This window comes from Halotalea alkalilenta, from assembly GCF_001648175.1.
In the GTDB taxonomy this organism is placed as follows: Bacteria; Pseudomonadota; Gammaproteobacteria; order Pseudomonadales; family Halomonadaceae; genus Halotalea; species Halotalea alkalilenta_A.
In genome coordinates this window covers 2851207-2872132 of the sequence record NZ_CP015243.1, presented here as the reverse complement: position 1 = coordinate 2872132, position 20926 = coordinate 2851207, and the positions used below count along the sequence as shown (strand labels likewise).

Sequence of the window (20926 nt, the reverse complement as noted above, 5' to 3'; positions counted from 1 at the left end):
AACCGCGCCGCAGGCCCTCGTCCGGCCAACATCGCCGGCTCAAGCCTGGGCTGCGATGAACGCGTCCACCTCGTCACGCTCCGGAATACTGCTCGAGGCGCCTTCGCGCTGTACGCAAAGCGCCGAGGCGGCGCTCGCCAGCGCTAGCGCCGCCTCGGGCCGTTCTCCCTGCTGACGGGCGGCGAGGAAGTAGCCAACGAAGGTGTCGCCCGCGGCGGTGGTATCGCGCGCCTCGACCAGGAACGCGGGGCGGGCCAGCCGGAGTTCGCCATTGGCGTATCGAACGCCGTCACCACCCAGGGTCAGTACCAGTTCGAGCCCCGGGTAGCGCGCCGCCAGCAGATCGAGCATGCGTTGGTGATCGTGCTCCTCGACCTGGTCGCCAAGTGCTGCGAGCAGCATCTGCGCCTCGCCGCGATTGACGAACAGCATATCGATCCGCTCGAGCGGTAGCCCTGCGATCATTGCTTCCATCGGTGCCGGGTTGAGCGCGATGCGCAGCCGCTTAGCCAGGGCGAGCTCGATCACCCGGGAAAGATCGCCGCACTCGTTCTGCGCCAGCAGCCAATCGCCCGGCTGGGCCGCAGTGATCGCCGCTTCGAGATGTTCATTTGGCACCGCCCGATTGGCACCGGGAAACAAAACGATGCTGTTCTCGGCCTGGTCGTCCACCTGGATCACGGTATGTCCGCTAGGTATGTCATCGAGTGTGGCCAGATGCCGGGTGCCGATTCCCGCTGAGTCGAGCAGCGCCAGGATCCAGCCGTCCGCCGCGCCGATCGCGCCCAGGTGTTCGACCTTGGCCCCGGCCCGGGCCGCGGCGAGGCTCTGGTTGGCACCCTTGCCGCCGAGCACTTGGACGTAGTGGGTGCTGGCGAGGGTCTCGCCGGGGCGCACCAGATGGGGCACGCGATAGACGTTGTCGACGTTGACCGAGCCGAAGTTGTAGATCATGGATGGGCCTCTGCTGGGTGCTGAGAGATCATTGAGAGAGATCATTGACTACATAGTATCCATCTTTCAATCGGTTAGCCTGCTCGGAAGGCGGTTGCCACGCCGTCTTTCAGGTAAGGCTTCGCCGGCCGGCCGGCCGGTGCGGTAGGCATGGAAGGCAGGGGTAAGGCAAGGAGAGAGCGGGGCGGTGAACTAGCGCGGGCAGCAAGGGTCTGAATCGATGTTCCTCGGCTCGGGGAAACGCATGACCGTCGGCCACACTGCACATGGCTTTAATCCTTGATATTTTCGGAGGCGCATATGATTGACCCAGGGGCTCCATCCATATTGCGTAAGAAGGTTGGCGGCATGACAGTCATCATGCTGAGCGACGGTCATTTGGATGTATCATTTGAATTACTCGACGAAATCGATAGCGATCATGCCGAGAATATTCTCAGAAATAACGCGATCGATCCAATTCCGCGTATAAATATAAATGCCTACATCGTGCTGAAGGGGGATCAGACAATACTGGTCGATGGCGGAGCCGGGGGGGCTGAATGGTTGGGGAGGGCGGCTCCAGGATGCACTCGCGGCGGCCGCGATCGATCCGTTGCAGATAGATACGGTGCTTTTGACGCATGCTCATGCCGATCACATCGGCGGGTTGGCAGGGCCACTGGCAACGCCCCATTTCAAGAATGTGCAAAGGTTATTCGTTCATCGCGACGAGCTGGCATTCTGGACCGACGAGCCTATTCACGCCGCAGCGCCAGATGCGTTCAAACCTTATTTCGAATTAGCCAAGAATGCATTTTCCGCCTACGACGGCAGGCTGGTCCCATTCCATCATGAAGATATCCTACCCGGCATCCAGGCCGTGCCGCTGCCAGGGCATACGCCTGGACATACCGGCTTTCTACTGAATGACGATGGAGATGCGCTGCTCATATGGGGAGACATCGTGCATTTCCCGCATATTCAAGTCGAACGCCCGCAAGTGACCATCGCTTTTGATGGTGAGCCGGCCCGCGCCGCTTCGACTCGAAAGCAATTGCTCGATCGTGTCGCCACCGAAAGACTCATCGTCAGCGGGATGCATTTCAATGCGCCCGCTACCGGTCGGATCGTGCGCGAAGGCGCATCTTACCGGCTTAGCTACGACGCCTGATCATCCAGCTGTCGACCGGCGTCAGTAGAAAACCGCTGTTGGTCATCAACGGCCACGTGTCGACCGCTGCTTGAGAGGCGCTCTGGATGCCAGGTTTGCGCGTGGTGAGATGAAAAAGTTTCCCTTTCTATCATGGTGAGCTATCTTCGCACAGGCAGCCGCACGCCTTAGAGATGTTCCAATATTATCATTTAATTAATTGCGCTTTCATGAGGGATGGAACGATGGCCGGCGGGAGCTTATTGACACTGTTGGATGACATCGCCACGTTGCTCGACGATGTTTCAGTATTGACCAAAGTGGCCGCGAAGAAAACAGCGGGTGTCGTCGGCGACGACATGGCGCTGAATGCCCAGCAATTGACCGGCGTTCCCGCGAATCGCGAGCTGCCCATCGTATGGGCGGTGGCGAAGGGTTCCTTTCTCAATAAATTGATCTTGGTTCCTGTCGCGCTATTGATCAGTGCCATGGCGCCTTGGTTGATCACGCCGCTGCTCATGTTGGGAGGCGCTTTCCTTTGTTATGAAGGTGCGGAGAAACTGCTGCACCGCTTTTTGCACAAGAATGAAGATAGGGCGGAGCAGGTGAGGGCGGCCGCCCGAATTGAAAATGATAGTGATCGTTTAGCGTTTGAAAAAGATAAAATAAAAGGCGCGATAATGACCGATTTCATATTGTCGGCGGAAATCATCGCTATCACGCTAGGGAGCGTGGCCGGCAGTGAGTTCGTGCCGCAGGTCATCGTTCTTTCCATCGTCGCCATAGGGATTACGGTGTTGGTGTACGGATTGGTCGCCGGCATCGTCAAAGTGGATGATTTTGGCCTGTACCTCACCAAGCAGTCGAGTCAGCTGGTCAGGAGCGTCGGCAACGGCATCCTATGGCTGGCCCCGTATTTCATGAAGCTGCTTTCCATCGTGGGCACCATTGCGATGTTTTTGGTCGGCGGCGGTATTCTGGTGCACGGCGTACCCTTCATCCAGCATGGCGTCGAAGCGGCGGCTGAAACCGATCTGGGTATTCCCAGCATCAGCGTAATAATAATGCCCATCATGCCCATGCTGTTCAATTTCATCGCCGGTATCGTCGTCGGCGGCATCATCGTCGCGGTCGTCATGCTGTTCAAGAAACTCAAACCGGCCGCCACCCCCAAGGGCAAGTAGCCTCGCCTTGGATGATCGGAGTTCAAAGGTGGTTGTGATGCCTTTATTTCGCTCGGGGCGTGGGCGCTGGAAATAAACCCACCGCCGGCTCAAATAGAGAGTAGGGTGGGGTGTGATGAGGCTGGCGATGTGCCTCGGATGGGCCAAGCTGCATAGCCGCAAGGGCTGAGCAATCGTTTACGGGCTTCCATCTAGCCTTGTCACCAGAATTCGTAGTGTTTCCTGCCCAACCCTCACCGGTTGGGTTTTTTTGTGCTCGGCATCTGCCGGCTCACCGCCGGGAAAATGCTGATTCGTTGCCTGAAGGAACGATTCAGCAAGAGCGCAGACATCCCCATTATCGCTAAGCTAGCTGAACCTGGGCCAGGCGAAGGGTGCCCCTCACGATGCCTGCGCGTGCCCGGCAGACTAGCGATTATGGAACTGAAGTCTAGTTAAATGTTTTTATCATCTTGGGACGTTTTGTAAATGCAGGGCTTTCTGGCCCGCTGGGCTCAACTACCCACGCGCTGGGACGATGTCAGCGCGACACCCAGCCGCGTTCGATCAGCGTGGCGAACAGCCGGCGATGAATGCCACGGGCCACGCGATAGAGGGTCGGCATGTAGATTGGGCTGGTGACTCGTGCCAGGCAGGCACTGGCCAGAGCCACTGCGGTGCCGCCGAGCATGTCGAGCGGAAAGTGGACGCCAAGATAGATTCGCGACCAGGCGATCCCGAGACCCAGTATCGCGAAGGCGAGGCCGAGCAGGCGGACTTCGCGGCGCAGCAGCAGGCTGAAGGCGACGGTCATGATGATCGTCATGTGGTCGCTGGGAAAGGAGGCATCCGGTGCGTGCTGGAGGAAAGTGTGGCCCACAGGCATCACGAAGGGACGAGGGTGGTGCCATAGCGAGCCGATCACGAAGTTGATCGACAGCGCCACGCCGCAGGCGAGCAGTGCGCAGAGCATCAACTGATGCTGGCGCTGGTCCCGCCGCAGCCAGCCGACCACCAAAAGCGCTGGCACCAGAAAGATCGCGTAGACCGCGAGCAAGTGAGCGAGCAGCATCGAGGCGGCGGGAGAGCTGGGTGTGGCGTTGATCAAGTCGAACAAGGTGAGGTTGAGCGCTTCCATGGCCGGTTACCTGAGTCTCTTATCGTTTTGCGCCCGATCTAACCCATGGATGGAACCCGAGGTAGAGAAAGGGGCGAAGTCGTGTGTGAGCTTCGCCCCATCTTAGCCGAGCGGTTACTGCGGTCCATCATCTATTTGTAATAAAAATGCAACATTTTTGTCACGAACCAGTACCGATTATCAGTGTTGCGATCGAGAAATAGATTAGTACGCCACAGGCGTCGCAGAGCGTGGCCACCAGCGGCGCACTCGCGGTGGCCGGGTCGACGCCGAGGCGGTCGAGCAGAAAAGGCAGCGACATTCCAAGCAGGCTGCCTGCGATCACGATCACCACCATGCTGATCGCCACCGCCTCGGCCACGCCCGCGCCGCCGCGCACCATGCTGATCGGCGAGATCGCGATCGCCATGGTGAGGCCCAGGGTTCCCGCGACCAGCAGTTCGCGGCCAAGCAGCCTGGTCCAGTCGCGGATGTTGATCTCGCCGGTACCCAGGCCGCGCACCATCAGGGTGGCGGCCTGGGAGCCCGCATTGCCGCCGCTGCCGATCAGCAGCGGCAGGAAGAACACCAGCGCCACTTGCGCGGCGATGGTCTCTTCGAAGTGGGCGATGCCGGCACCGGAGAAGAGGTTGCCGAATACCAGCAGGACCAGCCAGAACACTCGTTTGCGATAGAGGGTAACGAGGCTGGTGCGGCCGATGCCGCGGTCCAGCGAGCCGACGCTGCCCGACTTGTGGAAGTCATCGGTGGTCTCCCGTTCGACCACGTCCATCGCATCGTCGTAGGTGACGATGCCGACCAGCATCTCCTGCTGGTTGACCACTGGCACCGCGAGCAAGTCGTAACGGGAGATCAGCTTGGCGACCTCTTCCTGCTCGGTGTCGGCTTCGACCTTGATCACATCGGTGATCATCAGCGACTTGAGCGGTGCCAGGGGGTCGGCCAGTATCAGCTGGCGCAGCGACAGCGTTCCGGTGAGGCGAAGTTCCCGGTCGAGGATGAATATCTGGTAGATGGTTTCCGCATCGGGGGCGGTCTGGCGCACCCGGTCGAGCGCTTGGGAGATATTGAGCTCCTCCGGCACCGCGACGTAGTCGGTGGTCATGATCGCCCCGGCGGTGCCTTCCTCGTAGCTCGACAAGCGGCGCATTTCCTCGCGCTCGCGCCGCGCCATGCGGCGCAGGATGCGTTCGCGCCGCACCGGTTCGAAAAGATTGAACACGTCGGCGCTGTCGTCCGGGTCCATCTCGGTGAAAAGCCGCGCCAGCTCGTCGTCGTCGAGGCGCTCGGCGAGATCGAGCTGCTTGTCGGCGGGAAGATAGGAGAAAACGTCAGCGCGCTTTTCGATCGGCAGCCGCGCCAGCAGCGCAAGGCCAAACGGATCGTTCTCCTGGGCGAGGATCTCGGCAAGGTCGGCGCTGTGCGCCTCTTCGAGTAGCCGCTCGAGGGCAGCGTGATCGCCGGCGGCGAGCGCTTTGCGCACTTCCGGCATCAGGTCGGTGAAGCTCATCGAACTTTCTCCTGCGCGCCGTCTCGCGCGCAGGCGCTCGTACTAGCGGGCGGCGGCGGGATCCGGGGCGGATGATGAAGCTAGGCAGCGATCGACGTATAGGTCTGAGCTACGCCTATGTGAGTCCATGAGATAGAGGGTCTCGTGTGTCGCCCGGTGGTCGAGGCGTGCCAACATTAGTCGTAGCCCTCGATGCCGTCAACCGCACTGGCGAGGACGTTGCCTCATGGGCGTGCTGAGGGCATGCTGGCGCCGGCCCCAGCGAGAAAGCGGGCGGTTTCAAGGAAGGATGGGATAAACAAGGAGCGTCATATGATCACACTGTTCACCCTGACCGGCGAGGGGCTGACGGTCGACGAGGAAGTCGCGCCGGGCCCCCTGCCGGACAACTGTCTGTGGGTCGACGTTTGTGATCCGAGCGACGAGGAGTACGCCTGGGTGCAGTCGCTCTACGATGGCGAGCTGCCGACGGTCGATGAGCTCGACGAACTCGAGTACTCCTCTCGCTTCCAGATCGATGGAGAGGGCATCCGGCTGACTTCTCTGTTTCCTTTCCGCCAGAAGCGCGAAGCGAAGGGGCTGAACGTCTCCTTCCACCTCGGTGAGCGCTACCTGATGAGCCTGCGCGACGAGGAGATCGGCATCCTGCGCCTGTTTCGTGGCTACCTGCGCCACCAGCGCATCCGCCCGCAGACGCCGGCGGAGATCCTGATCGCGCTGCTCGAGATGAAAGTCGAGGTGCTGGCCGACCAGATCGAGCACATCTATGGCGAGCTCGAGCGACTCGGCCGCCAGGCGATGGAGCCGGATGCGCTGGAGGAGACCTTGCGCGACATTCTCCAGCAGGAGAACCACAACGATGTGGTGAGGCTGTCGCTGCTCGACACCCAGCGCTCGCTGCGCAACCTCGCCCGCCACCTGCCGGCGCAGCTCGACGTCCATGGCCACGGCGACGACGTCAACGAGATCCTGCGCGACATCGATTCACTCAACCCCCATACCACCTTCATCTTCGAGAAGATCAACTTCCTGCTCGACGCGGCGATCGGCTTCACCAATGTGGCCCAGAGCAAGATCATCAAGATCTTCTCGGTCGCCGCGGTGGTGTTCCTGCCGCCGACGCTGATCGCCAGCATCTACGGCATGAATTTCGACGTGATGCCGGAGCTGCACTACCAGTATGGCTATCTGCTGGCGATGCTGTTGATGATCTGCTCGGCGCTCGGCACCTATCTGTTCTTCCGCTGGCGGCGCTGGCTGTAGCGCAGGCGCTCAGCGCGCGAAGTGGGTGCGGATGTTGTCGGCGGTGAGCTCGATGATCCGTGCCCTTGCCTCCGGTGCCGCCCAGGCGCTGTGAGGGGTGACCAGCAGGTTGAGCTCCTCGCTCAGCGCATCGAGCAGGGCATGCCCCGCGCGCGGTGGCTCCTCGGGCAGGGTGTCGACCGCCAATCCCCCCAGGGTGCCGCGACGCAGGGCCTCTAGCGCGGCGAGTTCGTCGATCACGCCGCCCCGGGCGCAGTTGATCAATAGCGCGCCGGGCTTGAGCAGGGCCAGGCGATGGCTGTCGATCAGCCCGCGGGTCTGGTCGTTGAGCGGGCAGTGCAGGCTGATCACGTCGCTTTCCGGCAGCAGGGTGTCGAGTGGGGGGCGGGGATCGTTCGCGCTGCCGGGGCGCGCGGCGAAGGTCACATGCATGCCGAATGCTTGCGCGAGGCGAGCCACTTCGCTGCCCAGTTCGCCCTGGCCGACGATGGTCAGGCGCTTGCCGGCGAGCTGGACGATCGGACGATCGAACAGTGAGAAGTGCGGGCTGCGCTGCCAGGCGCCGAGGGCCAGGTCGCGCTGCACCAGATTGAGCTGGGTAGCGAGGCCGAGGACCAGCGCCATGGTGTGCTGGGCGACGCTGGCGGTGCCATAGGCGCTGACATTGCGCACTTCTATTCCTGCGCGCCGTGCAGCGTCCAGGTCGATGTTGTTGATGCCGGTGGCGAGCACGCAGATCAGTTCGAGATCCGGGGCGGCCTCGATCGCCCGCTGGTCGATCGGCGCCTTGTTGGTCAGCGCGATGCGCACACCGCGCAGCCGCTCGGCGACTTCGTCAGGGGTGCTGGTCGGGTGGACTTCGAGGGTGTCGACGCACTCGCGCAGCGGCTCGAGGTCGATGTCCATGCCCAGGGTGGTGGCATCCAGTAGTACTGCACGCATCAGCCTCGCTCCTCCGCTTGATCTTGCCCGTTGGCCGTCGCTGCACGCTATAATGGCGTGCTCAATGTGTGCAACCCGTAATGCATTCATTCATCCTCGTGGCGCGAGCGTCGCCGGCGAGGTGTATCAGGTGGAACGATCATGCCGATCTATGAATATCAATGCCGCGCTTGCGGCCATCACCTTGAAAAGCTGCAGCGCATGAGCGCCCAGCCGCTGACCCTGTGCCCCGCCTGCAAGGCGGAAAGCCTCGAACGCGTGGTTTCCGCGGCGGGCTTCCGACTCGCAGGCGGTGGTTGGTACGAGACCGACTTCAAGTCCTCCTCCAAGCGCAACCTGGCCGGCGATGCTGGTGCCGGCAGCGCGCCGCCGAGCAAGGGCAGCGCGGACGGTTGAGCGCTACCCCCGACGCCCCGCCGCCGCCGGCGGGGCGCGAAAGACACGTATCACGCAATGGGAACTGAAATGCGCAGCCATTATTGCGGCCAGCTGAACGAGAGCCTGGTCGAGCAGCACGTCACCCTCTGTGGGTGGGTCCACCGCCGCCGCGACCACGGCGGCGTCATTTTCCTCGATCTGCGCGACCGCGACGGCATCGCCCAGATCGTCGTCGATCCCGATACGCCTGAAGCCTTCGCCAGCGCCGACCGTGCGCGCAGCGAGTACGTGCTGAAGATCGTGGGTCGAGTCCGGTTGCGCCCCGAGGGTACCCAGAACGCCGATATGCCGACCGGCATGATCGAGGTGCTGGCAAGCCGGGTCGAGCTGCTCAACTCCGCGCAGACCCCGCCGTTCCAGCTCGACGAGCATGGCAAGGTCGGCGAGGAAGTGCGGCTCAAGTACCGCTACGTCGACCTGCGTCGCCCTGAGATGGTCGAACGGCTGAGACTGCGCTCCAGGATCACCCACAGCGTGCGCGCCTATCTCGAGGAGCACGGCTTCCTCGATATCGAGACGCCGATCCTTACCCGGGCCACGCCCGAGGGCGCGCGCGACTATCTGGTGCCGAGCCGCACCCATCCAGGGCACTTCTTTGCCCTGCCGCAGTCGCCGCAGCTGTTCAAGCAGCTGCTGATGGTCGCCGGGCTCGATCGCTACTATCAGATCGCCAAGTGCTTCCGTGACGAAGACCTGCGCGCCGACCGCCAGCCCGAGTTCACCCAGATCGACATCGAGGCCTCCTTCGTCGAAGAGAACGACATCATGTCGATCACCGAGGCGATGGTGCGTGGGCTGTTCCGCGACGTGCTCGAGGTCGAGCTGCCCGAGTTCCCGAGGATGCCCTATTCCGAGGCGATGCACCGCTTCGGTTCGGACAAGCCGGATCTGCGCATTCCGCTCGAGCTGGTCGATGTCTCGGACCTGATGGCGGACGTCGATTTCAAGGTCTTCTCGGCACCGGCCAACGCCGCCGACGGCCGCGTCGCCGCGCTCAAGGTCGAGGGCGGTGCCGCGCTTTCGCGCAAGCAGATCGACGACTACACCCGCTTCGTCGGTGTCTACGGCGCCAAGGGCCTGGCCTGGATCAAGGTCAACGAGCGCGCCAAGGGGCTCGAGGGGCTGCAGTCGCCGATCGTCAAGTTCATGGAGAACGTGATCGAGGAGCTGCTCGACCGCGTAGGGGCCAAGGACGGCGACGTCGTCTTCTTCGGTGCCGACAAGACCCGTATCGTCAACGATGCGATCGGCGCGCTGCGGGTCAAGCTCGGCGAGGACCTGAACCTCTACACCCGGCGCTGGGCGCCGCTCTGGGTGGTCGACTTCCCGATGTTCGAAGTCGACGACGCTGGCCGGCTCTCCGCCTGCCACCACCCGTTCACCGCGCCCTCGTGCAGTCCTGAGGCGCTCAAGGCCGATCCCGCCAGCGCTTTGTCGCGTGCCTATGACATGGTGCTCAACGGTACCGAGCTGGGCGGTGGGTCGATCCGTATCCACGATCAGCAGATGCAGAAAGCGGTGTTCGAGGTGCTTGGGATCGCTGAGCAGGAGGCCAGCGAGAAGTTCGGCTTCCTGCTCGATGCGCTGCAGTTCGGTGCCCCGCCCCACGGTGGCTTGGCCTTTGGCCTCGACCGCCTGGTGATGCTGATGGTCGGCGCGCGCACGATCCGTGACGTGATCGCGTTCCCCAAGACCCAGAGCGCGGCCTGCCTGCTCACCGAGGCGCCGGGGGAAGTCAGCGCCCAGCAGCTCAAGGAGCTGAACCTGCGTCTTCGCCAGAAGAACGGCGAGTGATGTGCCCGGACCCGGCGCTCGCCGGGTCCGGCAGCAATTCATGCGGTAATCGAAGGTTCGCGCGCGACGCGAGCGGAGGTCATCAGTGGCTGGCCATAGCAAATGGGCTAACACCAAGCACCGCAAGGCGGCGCAGGACGCCAAGCGTGGCAAGATCTTCACCAAGCTGATTCGCGAACTCACCGTCGCAGCCCGCCAGGGCGGCAGTGATCCGGGCGCCAATCCCAGGCTGCGTATCGCGATAGACAAGGCGCTGGGCGGCAACATGGCGAAGGACACCGTGCAGCGGGCGATCGACCGCGGCGTAGGCGATGGCGACACTGACCAGATGGAAGAGCTGGTCTACGAGGGCTACGGCCCCGAAGGGGTGGCGGTGATGCTCGAGTGCATGACCGACAATCGCAATCGCACCGCTTCCGACGTGCGCCACGCGTTCACCAAGCAAGGCGGCAATCTCGGCACTTCCGGGTCGGTCGCCTTCCTCTTCAGCCAGCGTGGACAGCTCGGCTTCGCCGCCGGCAGCGACGAGGAGGCGGTGATCGAGACCGCACTGGAGGCGGGTGCCGACGACGTGGTCGAGCAGGAGGATGGCACGCTGCTGGTGGTCACTACGCCGGCGGCCTTCGGTGCGGTCAAGGACACGCTGGTCGAGGCGGGGCTCGTTCCCGAAAGCAGCGAGGTTGGGATGTTTCCCGACACCTACACCACCATCGACGATCCGGAGCTGGGCCGGCGGGTGATCAAGCTGATCGACATGCTCGAGGAGCTCGACGACGTCCAGAACGTCTACACCAATGCCGATTTCAGCGACGCTGTGCTCGAGGCGCTCGAGTGATCCTGCTCGGTATCGACCCTGGGTCGCGGCGCACCGGGTTCGGCGTGATCGATGCCGGCGTCGGCGCGCCACGCTACGTCGCCAGCGGTTTCATTCGTATCGATGCCGATCAGCTCGCCCAGCGGCTGGCCCAGGTCTACGCGGGCATTGGCGAGCTGATCGCACTTCACTGCCCGGCGGAATTCGCCATTGAGCGGGTCTTCGTCGCCAAGAACGCCGACTCCGCGCTCAAGCTCGGTCAGGCGCGCGGCAGTGCGATCGTCTGCGCAGCCAATCATGGCCTGCCGGTGTTCGAGTACGCCGCTACCCTGGTGAAGCAGACCGTTACCGGCCACGGCGGTGCCGACAAGGCGGCGGTACAGCGCATGGTGGCCTCGACCCTGCATCTCGACGGCCTGCCGCAGCCCGATGCGGCGGACGCCCTCGCTATCGCGCTGACCCATTGCTATAGCCGCCGAGGACTGATAAAACGCGCCGAAGCCTCGGTTACGCGCAGGCATGTGGGGCGCGGTTGGCGAGCCTTTCGTCCCGGCTAGCGCAATATCGGACCCTGGTCTCTCACTTCCTGCCTGATATGATGACTCAGCGGAATTTCTTATCACTCGCGGCGCGCGTCAGCGCGACCGCGAACGGGTGTACCTCGAGGGATGGATGATAGGACGGCTTCACGGCATTTTGATCGAAAAGCAGCCTCCCTGGGTCGTGATCGACGTGGGCGGGGTGGGCTACGAGCTCGAGGCCTCGATGAACACCATCCTTTCGCTGCCGGCGCTAGGCGAACAGGCACGCCTTTATACCCACCTGATCGTTCGTGAGGACGCCCACCTGCTCTATGGCTTTCGCGACGAACTCGAGCGGCGGATGTTTCGCGAACTGATCCGCATCGCCGGGGTCGGCCCACGCATGGCGCTGGCGATTCTCTCCGGCATGGAGCGGGGGCAGTTCGTGCGCTGTTTGATGGACGAGGATGCCCAAGCGCTGACGCGGCTGCCGGGGGTCGGCAAGAAGACCGCCGAGCGGCTGATCGTCGAGATGCGCGATCGATTGACTCGCTGGCCCGAGCTCACCCGCGAGGCGCAGCCGGATCTCGGCGCGCTCGAGCGGCTGCTCGACGGCGAGGCTTGCGAACTCCATCCCCCTGGCGCCCGTGGCAACTACGTCGATGCAGAAGCGGCATTGATCGCGCTCGGCTACAAGCCGGTCGAGGCGACCAGGATGCTCGCCGAACTCGACCATTCGCTTTCCACCGAAGCGTTGATCAAGAGCGCTTTGGCCCAGCGGATAGGTAGCGGCCGCACCGAGGCACGTCGATGATCGAGCCCGATCGCCTGATCTCGGCCGAGGCGCAGGGACGCGAGCCGCGTGTCGACTATGCGATCCGCCCGCGCAGGCTCGCCGACTACATTGGCCAGCCCGCGGTGCGCGAGCAGTTGGGTATCTTCGTCGATGCCGCCCGCGGGCGCGGCGAAAGCCTCGATCACACCTTGGTCTTCGGGCCACCCGGGCTTGGCAAGACCACGCTGGCCAACATCATCGCCGCCGAGATGGAGGTCGACATCAAGTCGACCTCCGGCCCGGTGCTCGAGCGGCCGGGCGATCTCGCCGCGATGCTCACCAGCCTCGAGCCTGGCGACGTGCTGTTCATCGACGAGATCCACCGTCTCTCATCGACCGTCGAAGAGGTGCTCTATCCGGCGATGGAGGACTTCCAGCTCGACATCATGATCGGCGAGGGGCCCGCCGCGCGCTCGATCAAGCTGGACCTGCCGCGCTTCACCCTGGTGGGCGCCACCACGCGGGCGGGACTCTTGACCTCGCCGCTGCGCGATCGCTTCGGTATCGTCCAGCGGCTCGAGTTCTACGGCGTCGAGGATCTCACCTCGATCGTTGCGCGTTCGGCTCGACTGCTGGGCCTTGAAGCCGACCCCGAAGGGGCGCTCGAGATCGCCCGTCGTTCCCGCGGTACCCCGCGAATCGCCAACCGGCTGCTGCGCCGGGTGCGCGACTACGCTCAGGTCAAGGGCGATGGGCGCATCGATCTCGCCATCGCTTCGCGCGCGCTCGATATGCTGCACGTCGACCAGCATGGACTGGACCACATGGATCGCCGTCTGCTGCTGATGATGATCGAAAAGTTCGACGGCGGCCCGGTGGGGGTGGATAGCCTGGCCGCGGCGATCGGCGAGGAGCGCGACACGATCGAGGATGTGCTCGAGCCCTATCTGATTCAACAGGGCTTCATGCTTCGTACCGCCCGAGGGCGGATGGTGACTCGAGGCGCCTATCGCCATTTCGGTATCGAACCCGATGACCAGGGCGTGTTTAGTGATGGTGGGGCGGCATGAGTGCGTTTTCCTGGCCGGTGACGGTCTATATCGAAGATACCGACGCCGGCGCGATCGTCTACCATGCCAACTACCTGAAATTCATGGAGCGGGCGCGGACCGAGTGGCTGAGGCTGCATGGCTTCACTCAGCAGTCGCTGTTCGGGCAGGGGCTCCAACTGGTGGTGCGGCGGCTGGAGTGTCGCTACTTGCGTCCGGCCCGGCTCGATGACCAGCTCTATGTCGGGGTCGAGGTGAGTGCGTTCGGACGCTGCAGCCTGACTTTCACCCAGCGCATTTGCCGTGTGGATGAACTGCTTGGCGTCGCTGAGGTCGATATCGCCTGTATTGATGTGCGTACGCTCAAGCCGAGTCGCTGGCCTGAGCCGCTGCGTGCGGTGTTGGAAGAGGCGCCCTGCGGCTGAGGCCCGTTCGGGCGTGCCGCGAGGGTGAAATGTGACGAGCGTGCGCGAAGGATATCGCGCGCGGTGGATTGAGAGGATGGACGTGGAAGATTCGATGTCGATCGTCGCGCTGGTGATCAATGCCAGCCTCGTCGTCAAGCTGGTCATGCTGGTGCTGCTGGTGTTTTCACTGGTGTCGTGGGTGCTGATCTTTCAGCGCGCGATCAGCATGCGCCGGGCGGAGCGCGATTTCGCTGGCTTCGAGGCCCGCTTCTGGTCGGGGATCGACCTCAACGACCTGAATCGCGAGCAGCCGGAGACGACGGAGGGCGCAGCCCATGTGTTCCAGGCGGGATTCAAGTCGTTCAATCGCCTTCGCGCCCGGCTGCGCGGCAGCGAGGACCAGCCGCCGCCCACCCCCAAGCAGGCGGCTTCGATGTTGCTCGAGGTCGAGCGCGCAATGCGTGTCGCGCTTTCCCGCGAGGAGGCGAGGTTGACTCACCACCTGCCCATCCTTGCCTCGATCAGCTCTTCGAGTCCCTATATCGGTCTCTTCGGTACCGTATGGGGCATCATGGGCTCATTCCAGACCCTCTCCGATGCCGAACAGGCAACCCTTGCCACCGTGGCGCCGTGGATCGCCGAGGCGCTGATCGCCACAGCGATGGGGCTGTTCGCGGCGATCCCGGCGGTGATCGCCTACAACCGTTTCACCTCGTCCAGCGAGCGGCTGATCGCGGCCTACCGCGACTTCGCCGAGGAATTCCACACCATTCTTCATCGCAGCGTGGTAGCCCGCAGCGCCGCGAGCGCCAAGGTTTGATCATGATGGAACCTGCCGCAGGTACCAGGCGTCGAGCATGTTCGGTCGTTCGAGCGACCTCGAGGAAGAATTGATGTCCAGGCAATCCCAAGAAGCCAAGTTCAAGCTGCCTGTGATCCTTGCCGTGCTCCTGCACCTCGGCTTGGTCGCAGCACTCTTGATCCGCTGGCCGAGCTCGACCCCGGAGAACCAGTCGAGCTCCATCGTCCGTGCCACGCTGATCTCGACCGAGACCGCGACCGATCAGGCCCAGCAGCTCAGGGACTCCCAGCAGGGCGCGCCCCGGCAGAGCGCGCCGCAGCAAGACGATACCCAGCGCGAAGCCCAGCAGGAGGCCGCGGCTCAGACGGCGCAAGAGCAGGCCGAGCGCGAGGCCGCCGAGCAGGCTCAGCGTGAGGCTGCCGAACAGGCTGCCGCCGCAGCCGCTGAGCGTCAGCAGGAAGCCGAGCGCCAGCAGGCCGCAGCCGAAGCCGCAGCTCAAGCCGCTCAGCGCGAGGAGGCGCAGCGTCAGCAGGCTGAGGCCCAGCGCGCCGCGCGCGAGCAGGCGGCGAGAGAGCAGGCCGCGGCGGAGCAGGCCGCCGCTGAGCAGGCGGCGAGGGAACGAGCCGAGGCGGAGCGGGCCGCCGCCGCACAGGCGGAAAGGGAGCGAGCCGAGGCGGAGCGGGCCGCCGCCGCGCAGGCGGAAAGGGAACGAGCCGCAGCGGAACGGGCCGCCGCCGAGAAGGCCGCGCAGGAGCGGGCCGCCAGAGAGCGCGCCGCGCGGGAACAGGCCGAACAGCGTCGTCTTGCCGAGGCCGCTGCCGCGGCGAGCGAGTCCGATCTCGCCCAAGCGATCGGCAGCGAGGAGCAGTCGATCGCTAACGCACGGCAGTCCGCTGAAGCCTCGAACAGCATGATGAACATCATTCGCCATGCGGTAGAGCAGAGCTGGATCAAACCGTCCGGTTCCCCCCCGGCCTGGTCGCCACGGTGCGGGTGCGGCTGTTGCCGGCCACTGGTGAGCTGGTCGGTGCTACCTTGCAAAGCAGCAGCGGCAATGCGTCTTTCGACAACTCGGCGATCCAAGCGGTGCAACGTGCCGCACCTTTCCGCGAATTGAGCCAGCTGCCCAGTGCCGCGCAGCAGCAGTTCCGTAGCTTTGTCCTGACGTTCAATCCAGAGGATGTACGGTGATGAGACGATTAGTCGCCCTCACGGGTATGCTGATGATGCTGGTGGCGAGCGCTTATGCTCGCGCCGAGCTCAACATTCAGATCACGCGCAGCAGCGACCAGGCGATCCCGATTGCGATCGCGCCATTCACCGCCAACGGCCAGCAGCTGCCGCAGGACGTTAGCCAGATCATCGAGAACGATCTGCGCAACAGCGGGCAGTTCTCGCCGCTGCCGCGCGACCGGCAGGTCGGCAACCCGGCCCCCGGCGACCAGATCGACTACCAGGCCTGGCAGGCTTCGCGTGCCAACTACCTGGTGGTCGGCCGGGTGGAGCCCAACGGCAATGGCTATCGAATCACATACGAATTGCATGACATCTTCGGTAATGCCCGCGAGCTCGGCGAGGTGGTCACTTCAGGCCCCGACCAGCTGCGCTCGCGCGCGCACTATGTCGCCGACCAGATCTTCGAGAAGATCACCGGTATCCGCGGCGCGTTCCAGACCCGAATCGCCTACATCACCTCCCAGGGGATAGATCCGAACATCAGCTTCGCGCTCTATGTCGCTGACCAGGATGGCTACAATCCGCAGCAGGTACTGACCTCCAATCAGCCGGTCCTCTCACCGACCTGGTCGCCGGACGGCGGCAAGCTGGCCTACGTCTCGTTCGAGTCGGGGCGCCCGGCCATCTACGTGCAGGACCTTGCCACCGGACGACGCCTGCAGCTGACCTCGTTCACCGGCATCAATGGTGCGCCGGCCTGGTCGCCGGATGGACGCAAGATGGCGATGTCGTTGTCCAAGGACGGCACGCCGGACATCTATGTGATGGATCTGGCCACTCGTAACCTGGAGCGCCTGACCAATAACTCGGCGATCAACACCGAACCGGACTATAGTCCCGACGGTTCGAGCCTGATCTTCACCTCGGATCGCAGCGGCCAGCCACAACTCTATCGTTACGATTTTGCAGCAGGACAGGCACAGCGACTAACCTTCACTGGGAACTATAATGCTGGTGGACACTATTCGCCGGATGGCGAGACGGTGTTCATGGTGACCCGTACCGACAGGGGTTATCAGGTCGCCAAGCAGGACCTAGCCACCAATCGTGTCACTGTCTTGACCGATACTGGCTGGGATGAAGCGCCCGCTATTGCGCCTAATGGCACAATGGTGGTATATGCCACTCAGCAGGGAACCCGAGGGGTTCTTGGTGCTGTTTCGGCGGACGGACGGGCCTCTTTCGTCATCCCTTCTCCGGAAGGAAACGTCAGGGAACCGGCCTGGTCGCCGTTTCTAAACTAAACGACTAGAATGAAATTCGTCATTCGCACTCTTAAGAGCAAGGAGATTACCATGCAGTTTTCCTCTTACGCCAAGACGCTGGCTGCTGCGTTCTCGGTCGTTGTGATCGCGGGCTGTTCCAGCAGCGGCGGTACCCAGGATGGGGATCAGGGTGGTATGACTTCCGGTGCCCAGACTTCCGGCACTTCTTCCAGCACCGGTGCCGCTGGCCAGGGTTACGGCCAGGGTCAGCAGGGCCAGATCCCGTCCGTTCGTACCGTCTACTTCGACTTCGACCGCGATACCATTCGCGCCGAGTTCGAATCGGTTCTGAACCAGCACGCTGCCTACCTGCGCGCCAATCCGAGCACTCAGGTCGTGCTTGAAGGCCACACCGATGAGCGCGGTACCCGCGAATACAACCTTGGTCTCGGCGAGCGCCGTGCCAACGCTGTCCGCCAGTACCTGACCGTCCAGGGCGTCAACGCGTCCCAGCTCGAAGTGGTCAGCTACGGCGAAGAGCGTCCGGCAGCGTCGGGCCGCACCGAGGAAGCCTACGCGCAGAACCGCCGCGTTGTCTTCGACTACTAAGACTCGAGGTAATGCATGAAACACAGTTTGAAAAAACTGTGCGGCGCGGGAGCCCTGGTGCTCCCGCTTTCCGTATGGGCCCAGAGTAGCGGTTCCTTCTACAATCAGGCGGCCACCACACAGCCTTCCGCTTCGGGCAGTCTGACGCTATTCAACCAGCTGCAGACCCAGCAGGAAGCGATCAATCGCTTGGTAGGCCAGATCGAGGAACTTCAGCATCAGCTGGAGCAGGAGCGCCAGCTCGGCCAGCAGCGCTATATGGACCTCGACCAGCGGCTTACCCAGCTCGAGGGCGGTGAGCCTCCGGCGGGCGCGGCTCAGGGTTCCGGTGTGTCCAGCGATTCGGATGACCCGATCGCGCAGGCGGCGCGCGGATCGGCGATGGCGACCGCGGGAGCCGGCACGGGAGCGGGCAGCAGCGGTGGGGACCAGGCTGAGCAGAGCTATCAGCAGGCCTTCGCGCTGGTACAGAATCGGCAGTTCAGTGAAGCGACCTCGGCGTTCGAGCGCTTCAACCAGGAGTATCCCGACTCCAATCTCAAGCCCAATTCGCTTTACTGGCTGGGCGAGCTCTATTCCGCGCAGTCTCGGCTCGATGATGCCGCCGACGCCTTCCAGAGTGTGATCGATGACTATCCGAGCAGTAGCAAGGTCGCCGATGCGATCTACAAGCTCGGCTTGGTCAAGGCGCGCCAGGGGCAGGGCAGCGAGAGCCAGCGGTTGCTCAGGCAGGTAGTCGCGGAGCATCCGCAAAGCAATGCGGCCAAGCTGGCCCAGGATTTTCTCTCCCGGACCAGCGGCTGAGTGTCGTGGTCAGGCAGCCTCACCGCAGGCTGCGAGAATCGCCGCGGCCAATGACTCTGAGTCGGTGAAGCGCAGCTTCGCCGGCCAGCTCTCCGGGCGTTCGTCAGCTCCGAGATAGCCGTAGAGCGCGGCTACCGGCAGCATGCCGGCGTTGACCGCTGCCTGCATGTCGCGCAGGTGATCGCCGACGTACCAGCAGCGATCGGGATCCACCGCCAGGCGCCTTGCGGCCTCGAACAGCGGCGCGGGGTCCGGCTTGCATGCGGACAGATCGTCTGCACAGACCAGCACGCGTGGGTTCAGCGCCAGCTGCGACAGCAGCGGCACCGCGAAGCGCCGCTGCTTGTTGGTCACCACTCCCCAGCCCACACCCTGGGCGTCCAGCGCTGCGACCAGCTCGACCAGCCCGGGAAACGCCCGGCTCTCCGTGGCGACGTTGGTTTGATAGAGGGCGAGCAGGCGTTGCAGCCCGGCGTCCCGATCGATCTCTTGCCGCTGCGCCAGTGCCAGCTCGACCAGTGCCGCGCCGCCGTTGGATACCACCGCGCGTACCTGGGCATAGGGCAGCGGTGGCAAATCGTGCTCCAGGCGCAATCGATTGGTGGCAGCGATCAAATCCGGTGCGGTATCGACCAAGGTGCCATCGAGGTCGAACAGCACCGCTCCGGGGCGCGGGCGTGCCGCGTTCATGCGTCGATGGCCGGACGCTGGCAGTGAATCATGTAGTTGACCTGTACGTCATCGTTCAACCAATAGCGGCGCGTCACAGGGTTGTAGTGCAGTCCACGCAGCCGTTCGATCGAGAGTCCCGCCTGGCGTGCCCAGCGTGAGAGTTCGGAAGGGCGGATGAAGCGCTGATAGTCGTGGGTGCCGGTCGGCAGCAGGCGCAGCAGATACTCGGCACCAATGATCGCGAACAGGTAGGACTTCGGGTTGCGATTGATGGTGCTGAAGAACACGTGCCCGCCTGGCTTCACCAGTCGCGCGCAGGCGCGTACCACCGAGCTCGGGTCCGGCACATGCTCGAGCATCTCCATGCAGGTGACCACGTCGTAGCTCGCCTCTTCCCGCTGGGCGATCTCCTCGACGCTGATCATCTGGTAATCCACCTCCAGGCCGCTCTCCTTGAGGTGCAGCTCGGCGACCGACAGCGGAGCTTCGCCAAGATCGATCCCCGTCACCTGGGCGCCACGACGCGCCATCGCCTCGCTGAGGATGCCACCGCCGCAGCCGACGTCGATCGTGCGCCGCCCGGCCAGGCCGTTGCACTGTTCATCGATGAACGCAAGGCGAAGCGGATTGATGTCGTGCAGTGGTTTGAACTCGCCATCGCGATCCCACCACCGGTGGGCCAGAGCCTCGAACTTGTCGATCTCGGCCTGATCGAAGTTGCGCTGCGGCGAAGCTTGAGGCCCTGTGGCCGTGGTGGATTGCTGCGTCATGTCCCGCTCCATGTAAGGATCCATAGCCTTTGGTGCATCGTCCTTGGCGACAGCCCGGACAACGCCCGCCTGTCGTATCGCGGCGTCGTGATGGGGCAGTGTAACCCCCTCGCGGCTCGAACATAACCGCCGGCTCGATACCAGCCTTCGCCTCGGCGAGCGCGATGCGCGTATTCGCCAATCAACCGAAATCGGCCCTTGCCGATGGTCTCTTGAACCATCGTAGCGTATTGTTTTTGCTTCCGTTGATGCGCATGGGAGAGGCTGCGGGCCTCCCCTGGCGACGCCTTGGACCGAACACGAGATGGATGCGCCATGCCCGAACCTTCTCTGCACGACCGCGATACCTTCAGTATCGTTCCCGGAGAGGACGAACTGCTCGCCAGGCCGAGGTCCGGCTATCGTCCGCCCGCCAAGGCGGTGGCTTGGCCCGCGGTGCTGCTGTCGCTGATCGCCGTCCTCGGCGTCGCGGCACTCGCCGCCGTGTACTGGCATGAGCGCCAGGGGCTGCTCGAAAGCGCCCAGCGCAGCGCCGAGGTAGCGACACAGCGGCAGCACGACGCCGAGCAGCTCGATACAATGCGCCAACGCCTGGACGAACTATCAACGATGCTCGAGGAGAACCGTCGCGAGCTCGCCGCGCTGCCGGAGTTCGAACCGCAGCGTTTGAGCGCGCTTGAAACCAGGGTCGATGCACTGTCGCTGGTGAGTGCGCAGCTTTCGGGGTTGACCACCAGTGACCAGCAGCGCAGCGAATTGGTCGCTTCGCTCACCCAGTCGATGGACGCACTCGACCAGAGCGACCGGGCGCTCGATGCCCGGTTGAGCGCGATCGAGTCGAGGCTGGACGGCTTCGCCGCCCGCGTGGCGGGGTTGGAACGAGAATTGAATGAGGCGCGTTGATGATGGAGTTGGCGCCGCCAGCAAA

22 protein-coding genes and 1 pseudogene are annotated in these 20926 nt (G+C 63.6%); 17 read left to right on the top strand and 6 right to left on the bottom strand.

What is annotated here, in order from left to right; translation table 11 throughout:
* Positions 1 to 39 precede the first annotated feature (39 nt).
* A complete protein-coding gene (locus tag A5892_RS12830; RefSeq protein WP_064123140.1) occupies positions 40 to 954 on the bottom strand; it encodes a ribokinase in 915 nt (304 codons plus the stop codon).
* Positions 955 to 1474: 520 nt separating this feature from the next.
* Here A5892_RS12830 and A5892_RS12825 point away from each other — a divergent pair.
* Positions 1475 to 2107, top strand: a complete 633-nt coding sequence (locus tag A5892_RS12825) for an MBL fold metallo-hydrolase (protein ID WP_223302659.1) — start codon at positions 1475 to 1477, stop codon at positions 2105 to 2107.
* A gap of 173 nt (positions 2108 to 2280) precedes the next feature.
* Entirely contained in the window at positions 2281 to 3270 is a 990-nt protein-coding gene (locus A5892_RS12820) for a DUF808 domain-containing protein (RefSeq protein ID WP_317627695.1), read from the top strand.
* A gap of 520 nt (positions 3271 to 3790) precedes the next feature.
* Here A5892_RS12820 and A5892_RS12815 read toward each other — a convergent pair.
* The gene (locus A5892_RS12815; RefSeq protein ID WP_064123138.1) at positions 3791 to 4387 is read right to left on the bottom strand and encodes a phosphatase PAP2 family protein; all 597 of its coding nucleotides are present in this window, start codon (positions 4385 to 4387) and stop codon (positions 3791 to 3793) included.
* A 160-nt stretch (positions 4388 to 4547) separates the two neighbouring features.
* Entirely contained in the window at positions 4548 to 5897 is a 1350-nt protein-coding gene (mgtE, locus tag A5892_RS12810; protein WP_064123137.1) for a magnesium transporter, read from the bottom strand.
* A 312-nt stretch (positions 5898 to 6209) separates the two neighbouring features.
* Between mgtE and A5892_RS12805 the strand changes: the two genes are divergently transcribed.
* Positions 6210 to 7160 (top strand): magnesium and cobalt transport protein CorA, encoded by a 951-nt coding sequence (locus A5892_RS12805; protein WP_064123136.1) that lies wholly within the window; start codon positions 6210 to 6212, stop codon positions 7158 to 7160.
* 9 nt (positions 7161 to 7169) lie between these two features.
* Here the strand turns inward: A5892_RS12805 and A5892_RS12800 are convergent, their stop codons facing one another.
* Positions 7170 to 8102 carry a D-2-hydroxyacid dehydrogenase gene (locus A5892_RS12800; protein ID WP_064123135.1) on the bottom strand — a complete coding sequence of 311 codons (933 nt, stop codon included), beginning with the start codon at positions 8100 to 8102 and terminating at the stop codon, positions 7170 to 7172.
* A gap of 141 nt (positions 8103 to 8243) precedes the next feature.
* Here A5892_RS12800 and A5892_RS12795 point away from each other — a divergent pair, with 141 nt between their 5' ends.
* The 13 genes and pseudogenes from A5892_RS12795 to ybgF all read left to right on the top strand — a co-directional run bounded on the left by A5892_RS12795 (position 8244) and on the right by ybgF (position 18556).
* A complete protein-coding gene (locus A5892_RS12795) occupies positions 8244 to 8498 on the top strand; it encodes an FmdB family zinc ribbon protein (RefSeq protein ID WP_064123134.1) in 255 nt (84 codons plus the stop codon).
* Positions 8499 to 8567: 69 nt separating this feature from the next.
* Positions 8568 to 10334: an aspartate--tRNA ligase gene (gene aspS / locus A5892_RS12790; RefSeq protein WP_064123133.1), complete on the top strand. Its 1767-nt coding sequence runs from the start codon at positions 8568 to 8570 to the stop codon at positions 10332 to 10334.
* Positions 10335 to 10419: 85 nt separating this feature from the next.
* The gene (locus A5892_RS12785; protein ID WP_064123132.1) at positions 10420 to 11169 is read left to right on the top strand and encodes a YebC/PmpR family DNA-binding transcriptional regulator; all 750 of its coding nucleotides are present in this window, start codon (positions 10420 to 10422) and stop codon (positions 11167 to 11169) included.
* The gene (gene ruvC, locus A5892_RS12780; protein WP_064123131.1) at positions 11166 to 11705 is read left to right on the top strand and encodes a crossover junction endodeoxyribonuclease RuvC; all 540 of its coding nucleotides are present in this window, start codon (positions 11166 to 11168) and stop codon (positions 11703 to 11705) included. Before A5892_RS12785 ends, ruvC begins: the two co-directional genes overlap by 4 nt.
* A 115-nt stretch (positions 11706 to 11820) precedes the next feature.
* Positions 11821 to 12483 carry a Holliday junction branch migration protein RuvA gene (gene ruvA, locus A5892_RS12775; protein WP_064123130.1) on the top strand — a complete coding sequence of 221 codons (663 nt, stop codon included), beginning with the start codon at positions 11821 to 11823 and terminating at the stop codon, positions 12481 to 12483.
* On the top strand, positions 12480 to 13514 hold the full coding sequence (ruvB, locus tag A5892_RS12770) for a Holliday junction branch migration DNA helicase RuvB (RefSeq protein ID WP_064123129.1): 1035 nt from the start codon (positions 12480 to 12482) through the stop codon (positions 13512 to 13514). The genes ruvA and ruvB overlap by 4 nt, the downstream gene beginning before the upstream one ends.
* The gene (gene ybgC / locus A5892_RS12765) at positions 13511 to 13918 is read left to right on the top strand and encodes a tol-pal system-associated acyl-CoA thioesterase (RefSeq protein WP_064123128.1); all 408 of its coding nucleotides are present in this window, start codon (positions 13511 to 13513) and stop codon (positions 13916 to 13918) included. The genes ruvB and ybgC overlap by 4 nt, the downstream gene beginning before the upstream one ends.
* 76 nt (positions 13919 to 13994) lie before the next feature.
* The gene (gene tolQ / locus A5892_RS12760; RefSeq protein WP_064123127.1) at positions 13995 to 14720 is read left to right on the top strand and encodes a protein TolQ; all 726 of its coding nucleotides are present in this window, start codon (positions 13995 to 13997) and stop codon (positions 14718 to 14720) included.
* 37 nt (positions 14721 to 14757) lie between these two features.
* Positions 14758 to 15603, top strand: a pseudogene (gene tolA / locus A5892_RS12755) (cell envelope integrity protein TolA); the annotation flags it as partial.
* Between the two features lie 86 nt (positions 15604 to 15689).
* On the top strand, positions 15690 to 15893 hold the full coding sequence (locus A5892_RS20785) for a TonB family protein (RefSeq protein WP_223302658.1): 204 nt from the start codon (positions 15690 to 15692) through the stop codon (positions 15891 to 15893).
* The gene (gene tolB / locus A5892_RS12750; protein WP_064123126.1) at positions 15893 to 17182 is read left to right on the top strand and encodes a Tol-Pal system beta propeller repeat protein TolB; all 1290 of its coding nucleotides are present in this window, start codon (positions 15893 to 15895) and stop codon (positions 17180 to 17182) included. The genes A5892_RS20785 and tolB overlap by 1 nt, the downstream gene beginning before the upstream one ends.
* Before the next feature lie 51 nt (positions 17183 to 17233).
* Positions 17234 to 17752, top strand: a complete 519-nt coding sequence (gene pal / locus A5892_RS12745; RefSeq protein ID WP_027350379.1) for a peptidoglycan-associated lipoprotein Pal — start codon at positions 17234 to 17236, stop codon at positions 17750 to 17752.
* A gap of 15 nt (positions 17753 to 17767) precedes the next feature.
* Positions 17768 to 18556 (top strand): tol-pal system protein YbgF, encoded by a 789-nt coding sequence (gene ybgF / locus A5892_RS12740; protein WP_064123125.1) that lies wholly within the window; start codon positions 17768 to 17770, stop codon positions 18554 to 18556.
* Between the two features lie 9 nt (positions 18557 to 18565).
* On the opposite strand, the gene A5892_RS12735 is transcribed toward ybgF, so the two are convergent.
* On the bottom strand, positions 18566 to 19246 hold the full coding sequence (locus tag A5892_RS12735; RefSeq protein WP_064123124.1) for an HAD family hydrolase: 681 nt from the start codon (positions 19244 to 19246) through the stop codon (positions 18566 to 18568).
* Entirely contained in the window at positions 19243 to 19998 is a 756-nt protein-coding gene (gene ubiG, locus A5892_RS12730) for a bifunctional 2-polyprenyl-6-hydroxyphenol methylase/3-demethylubiquinol 3-O-methyltransferase UbiG (protein WP_064123123.1), read from the bottom strand. Before ubiG ends, A5892_RS12735 begins: the two co-directional genes overlap by 4 nt.
* Before the next feature lie 315 nt (positions 19999 to 20313).
* Here ubiG and A5892_RS12725 point away from each other — a divergent pair, with 315 nt between their 5' ends.
* On the top strand, positions 20314 to 20901 hold the full coding sequence (locus tag A5892_RS12725) for a hypothetical protein (RefSeq protein WP_064123122.1): 588 nt from the start codon (positions 20314 to 20316) through the stop codon (positions 20899 to 20901).
* The last annotated feature ends 25 nt before the right edge of the window (positions 20902 to 20926 follow it).

What these genes read in the sequence shown, in the direction of transcription:
- A5892_RS12830 (WP_064123140.1), bottom strand. Translation starts at nt 954, where the DNA reads ATGATCTACAACTTCGGCTCGGTCAACGTCGACAACGTCTATCGCGTG.
- A5892_RS12825 (WP_223302659.1), top strand. Translation starts at nt 1,475, where the DNA reads ATGGCGGAGCCGGGGGGGCTGAATGGTTGGGGAGGGCGGCTCCAGGAT.
- A5892_RS12820 (WP_317627695.1), top strand. Translation starts at nt 2,281, where the DNA reads ATGTTCCAATATTATCATTTAATTAATTGCGCTTTCATGAGGGATGGA.
- A5892_RS12815 (WP_064123138.1), bottom strand. Translation starts at nt 4,387, where the DNA reads ATGGAAGCGCTCAACCTCACCTTGTTCGACTTGATCAACGCCACACCC.
- mgtE (WP_064123137.1), bottom strand. Translation starts at nt 5,897, where the DNA reads ATGAGCTTCACCGACCTGATGCCGGAAGTGCGCAAAGCGCTCGCCGCC.
- A5892_RS12805 (WP_064123136.1), top strand. Translation starts at nt 6,210, where the DNA reads ATGATCACACTGTTCACCCTGACCGGCGAGGGGCTGACGGTCGACGAG.
- A5892_RS12800 (WP_064123135.1), bottom strand. Translation starts at nt 8,102, where the DNA reads ATGCGTGCAGTACTACTGGATGCCACCACCCTGGGCATGGACATCGAC.
- A5892_RS12795 (WP_064123134.1), top strand. Translation starts at nt 8,244, where the DNA reads ATGCCGATCTATGAATATCAATGCCGCGCTTGCGGCCATCACCTTGAA.
- aspS (WP_064123133.1), top strand. Translation starts at nt 8,568, where the DNA reads ATGCGCAGCCATTATTGCGGCCAGCTGAACGAGAGCCTGGTCGAGCAG.
- ruvA (WP_064123130.1), top strand. Translation starts at nt 11,821, where the DNA reads ATGATAGGACGGCTTCACGGCATTTTGATCGAAAAGCAGCCTCCCTGG.
- ruvB (WP_064123129.1), top strand. Translation starts at nt 12,480, where the DNA reads ATGATCGAGCCCGATCGCCTGATCTCGGCCGAGGCGCAGGGACGCGAG.
- ybgC (WP_064123128.1), top strand. Translation starts at nt 13,511, where the DNA reads ATGAGTGCGTTTTCCTGGCCGGTGACGGTCTATATCGAAGATACCGAC.
- tolQ (WP_064123127.1), top strand. Translation starts at nt 13,995, where the DNA reads ATGGACGTGGAAGATTCGATGTCGATCGTCGCGCTGGTGATCAATGCC.
- tolB (WP_064123126.1), top strand. Translation starts at nt 15,893, where the DNA reads ATGAGACGATTAGTCGCCCTCACGGGTATGCTGATGATGCTGGTGGCG.
- pal (WP_027350379.1), top strand. Translation starts at nt 17,234, where the DNA reads ATGCAGTTTTCCTCTTACGCCAAGACGCTGGCTGCTGCGTTCTCGGTC.
- ybgF (WP_064123125.1), top strand. Translation starts at nt 17,768, where the DNA reads ATGAAACACAGTTTGAAAAAACTGTGCGGCGCGGGAGCCCTGGTGCTC.
- A5892_RS12735 (WP_064123124.1), bottom strand. Translation starts at nt 19,246, where the DNA reads ATGAACGCGGCACGCCCGCGCCCCGGAGCGGTGCTGTTCGACCTCGAT.
- ubiG (WP_064123123.1), bottom strand. Translation starts at nt 19,998, where the DNA reads ATGACGCAGCAATCCACCACGGCCACAGGGCCTCAAGCTTCGCCGCAG.
- A5892_RS12725 (WP_064123122.1), top strand. Translation starts at nt 20,314, where the DNA reads ATGCCCGAACCTTCTCTGCACGACCGCGATACCTTCAGTATCGTTCCC.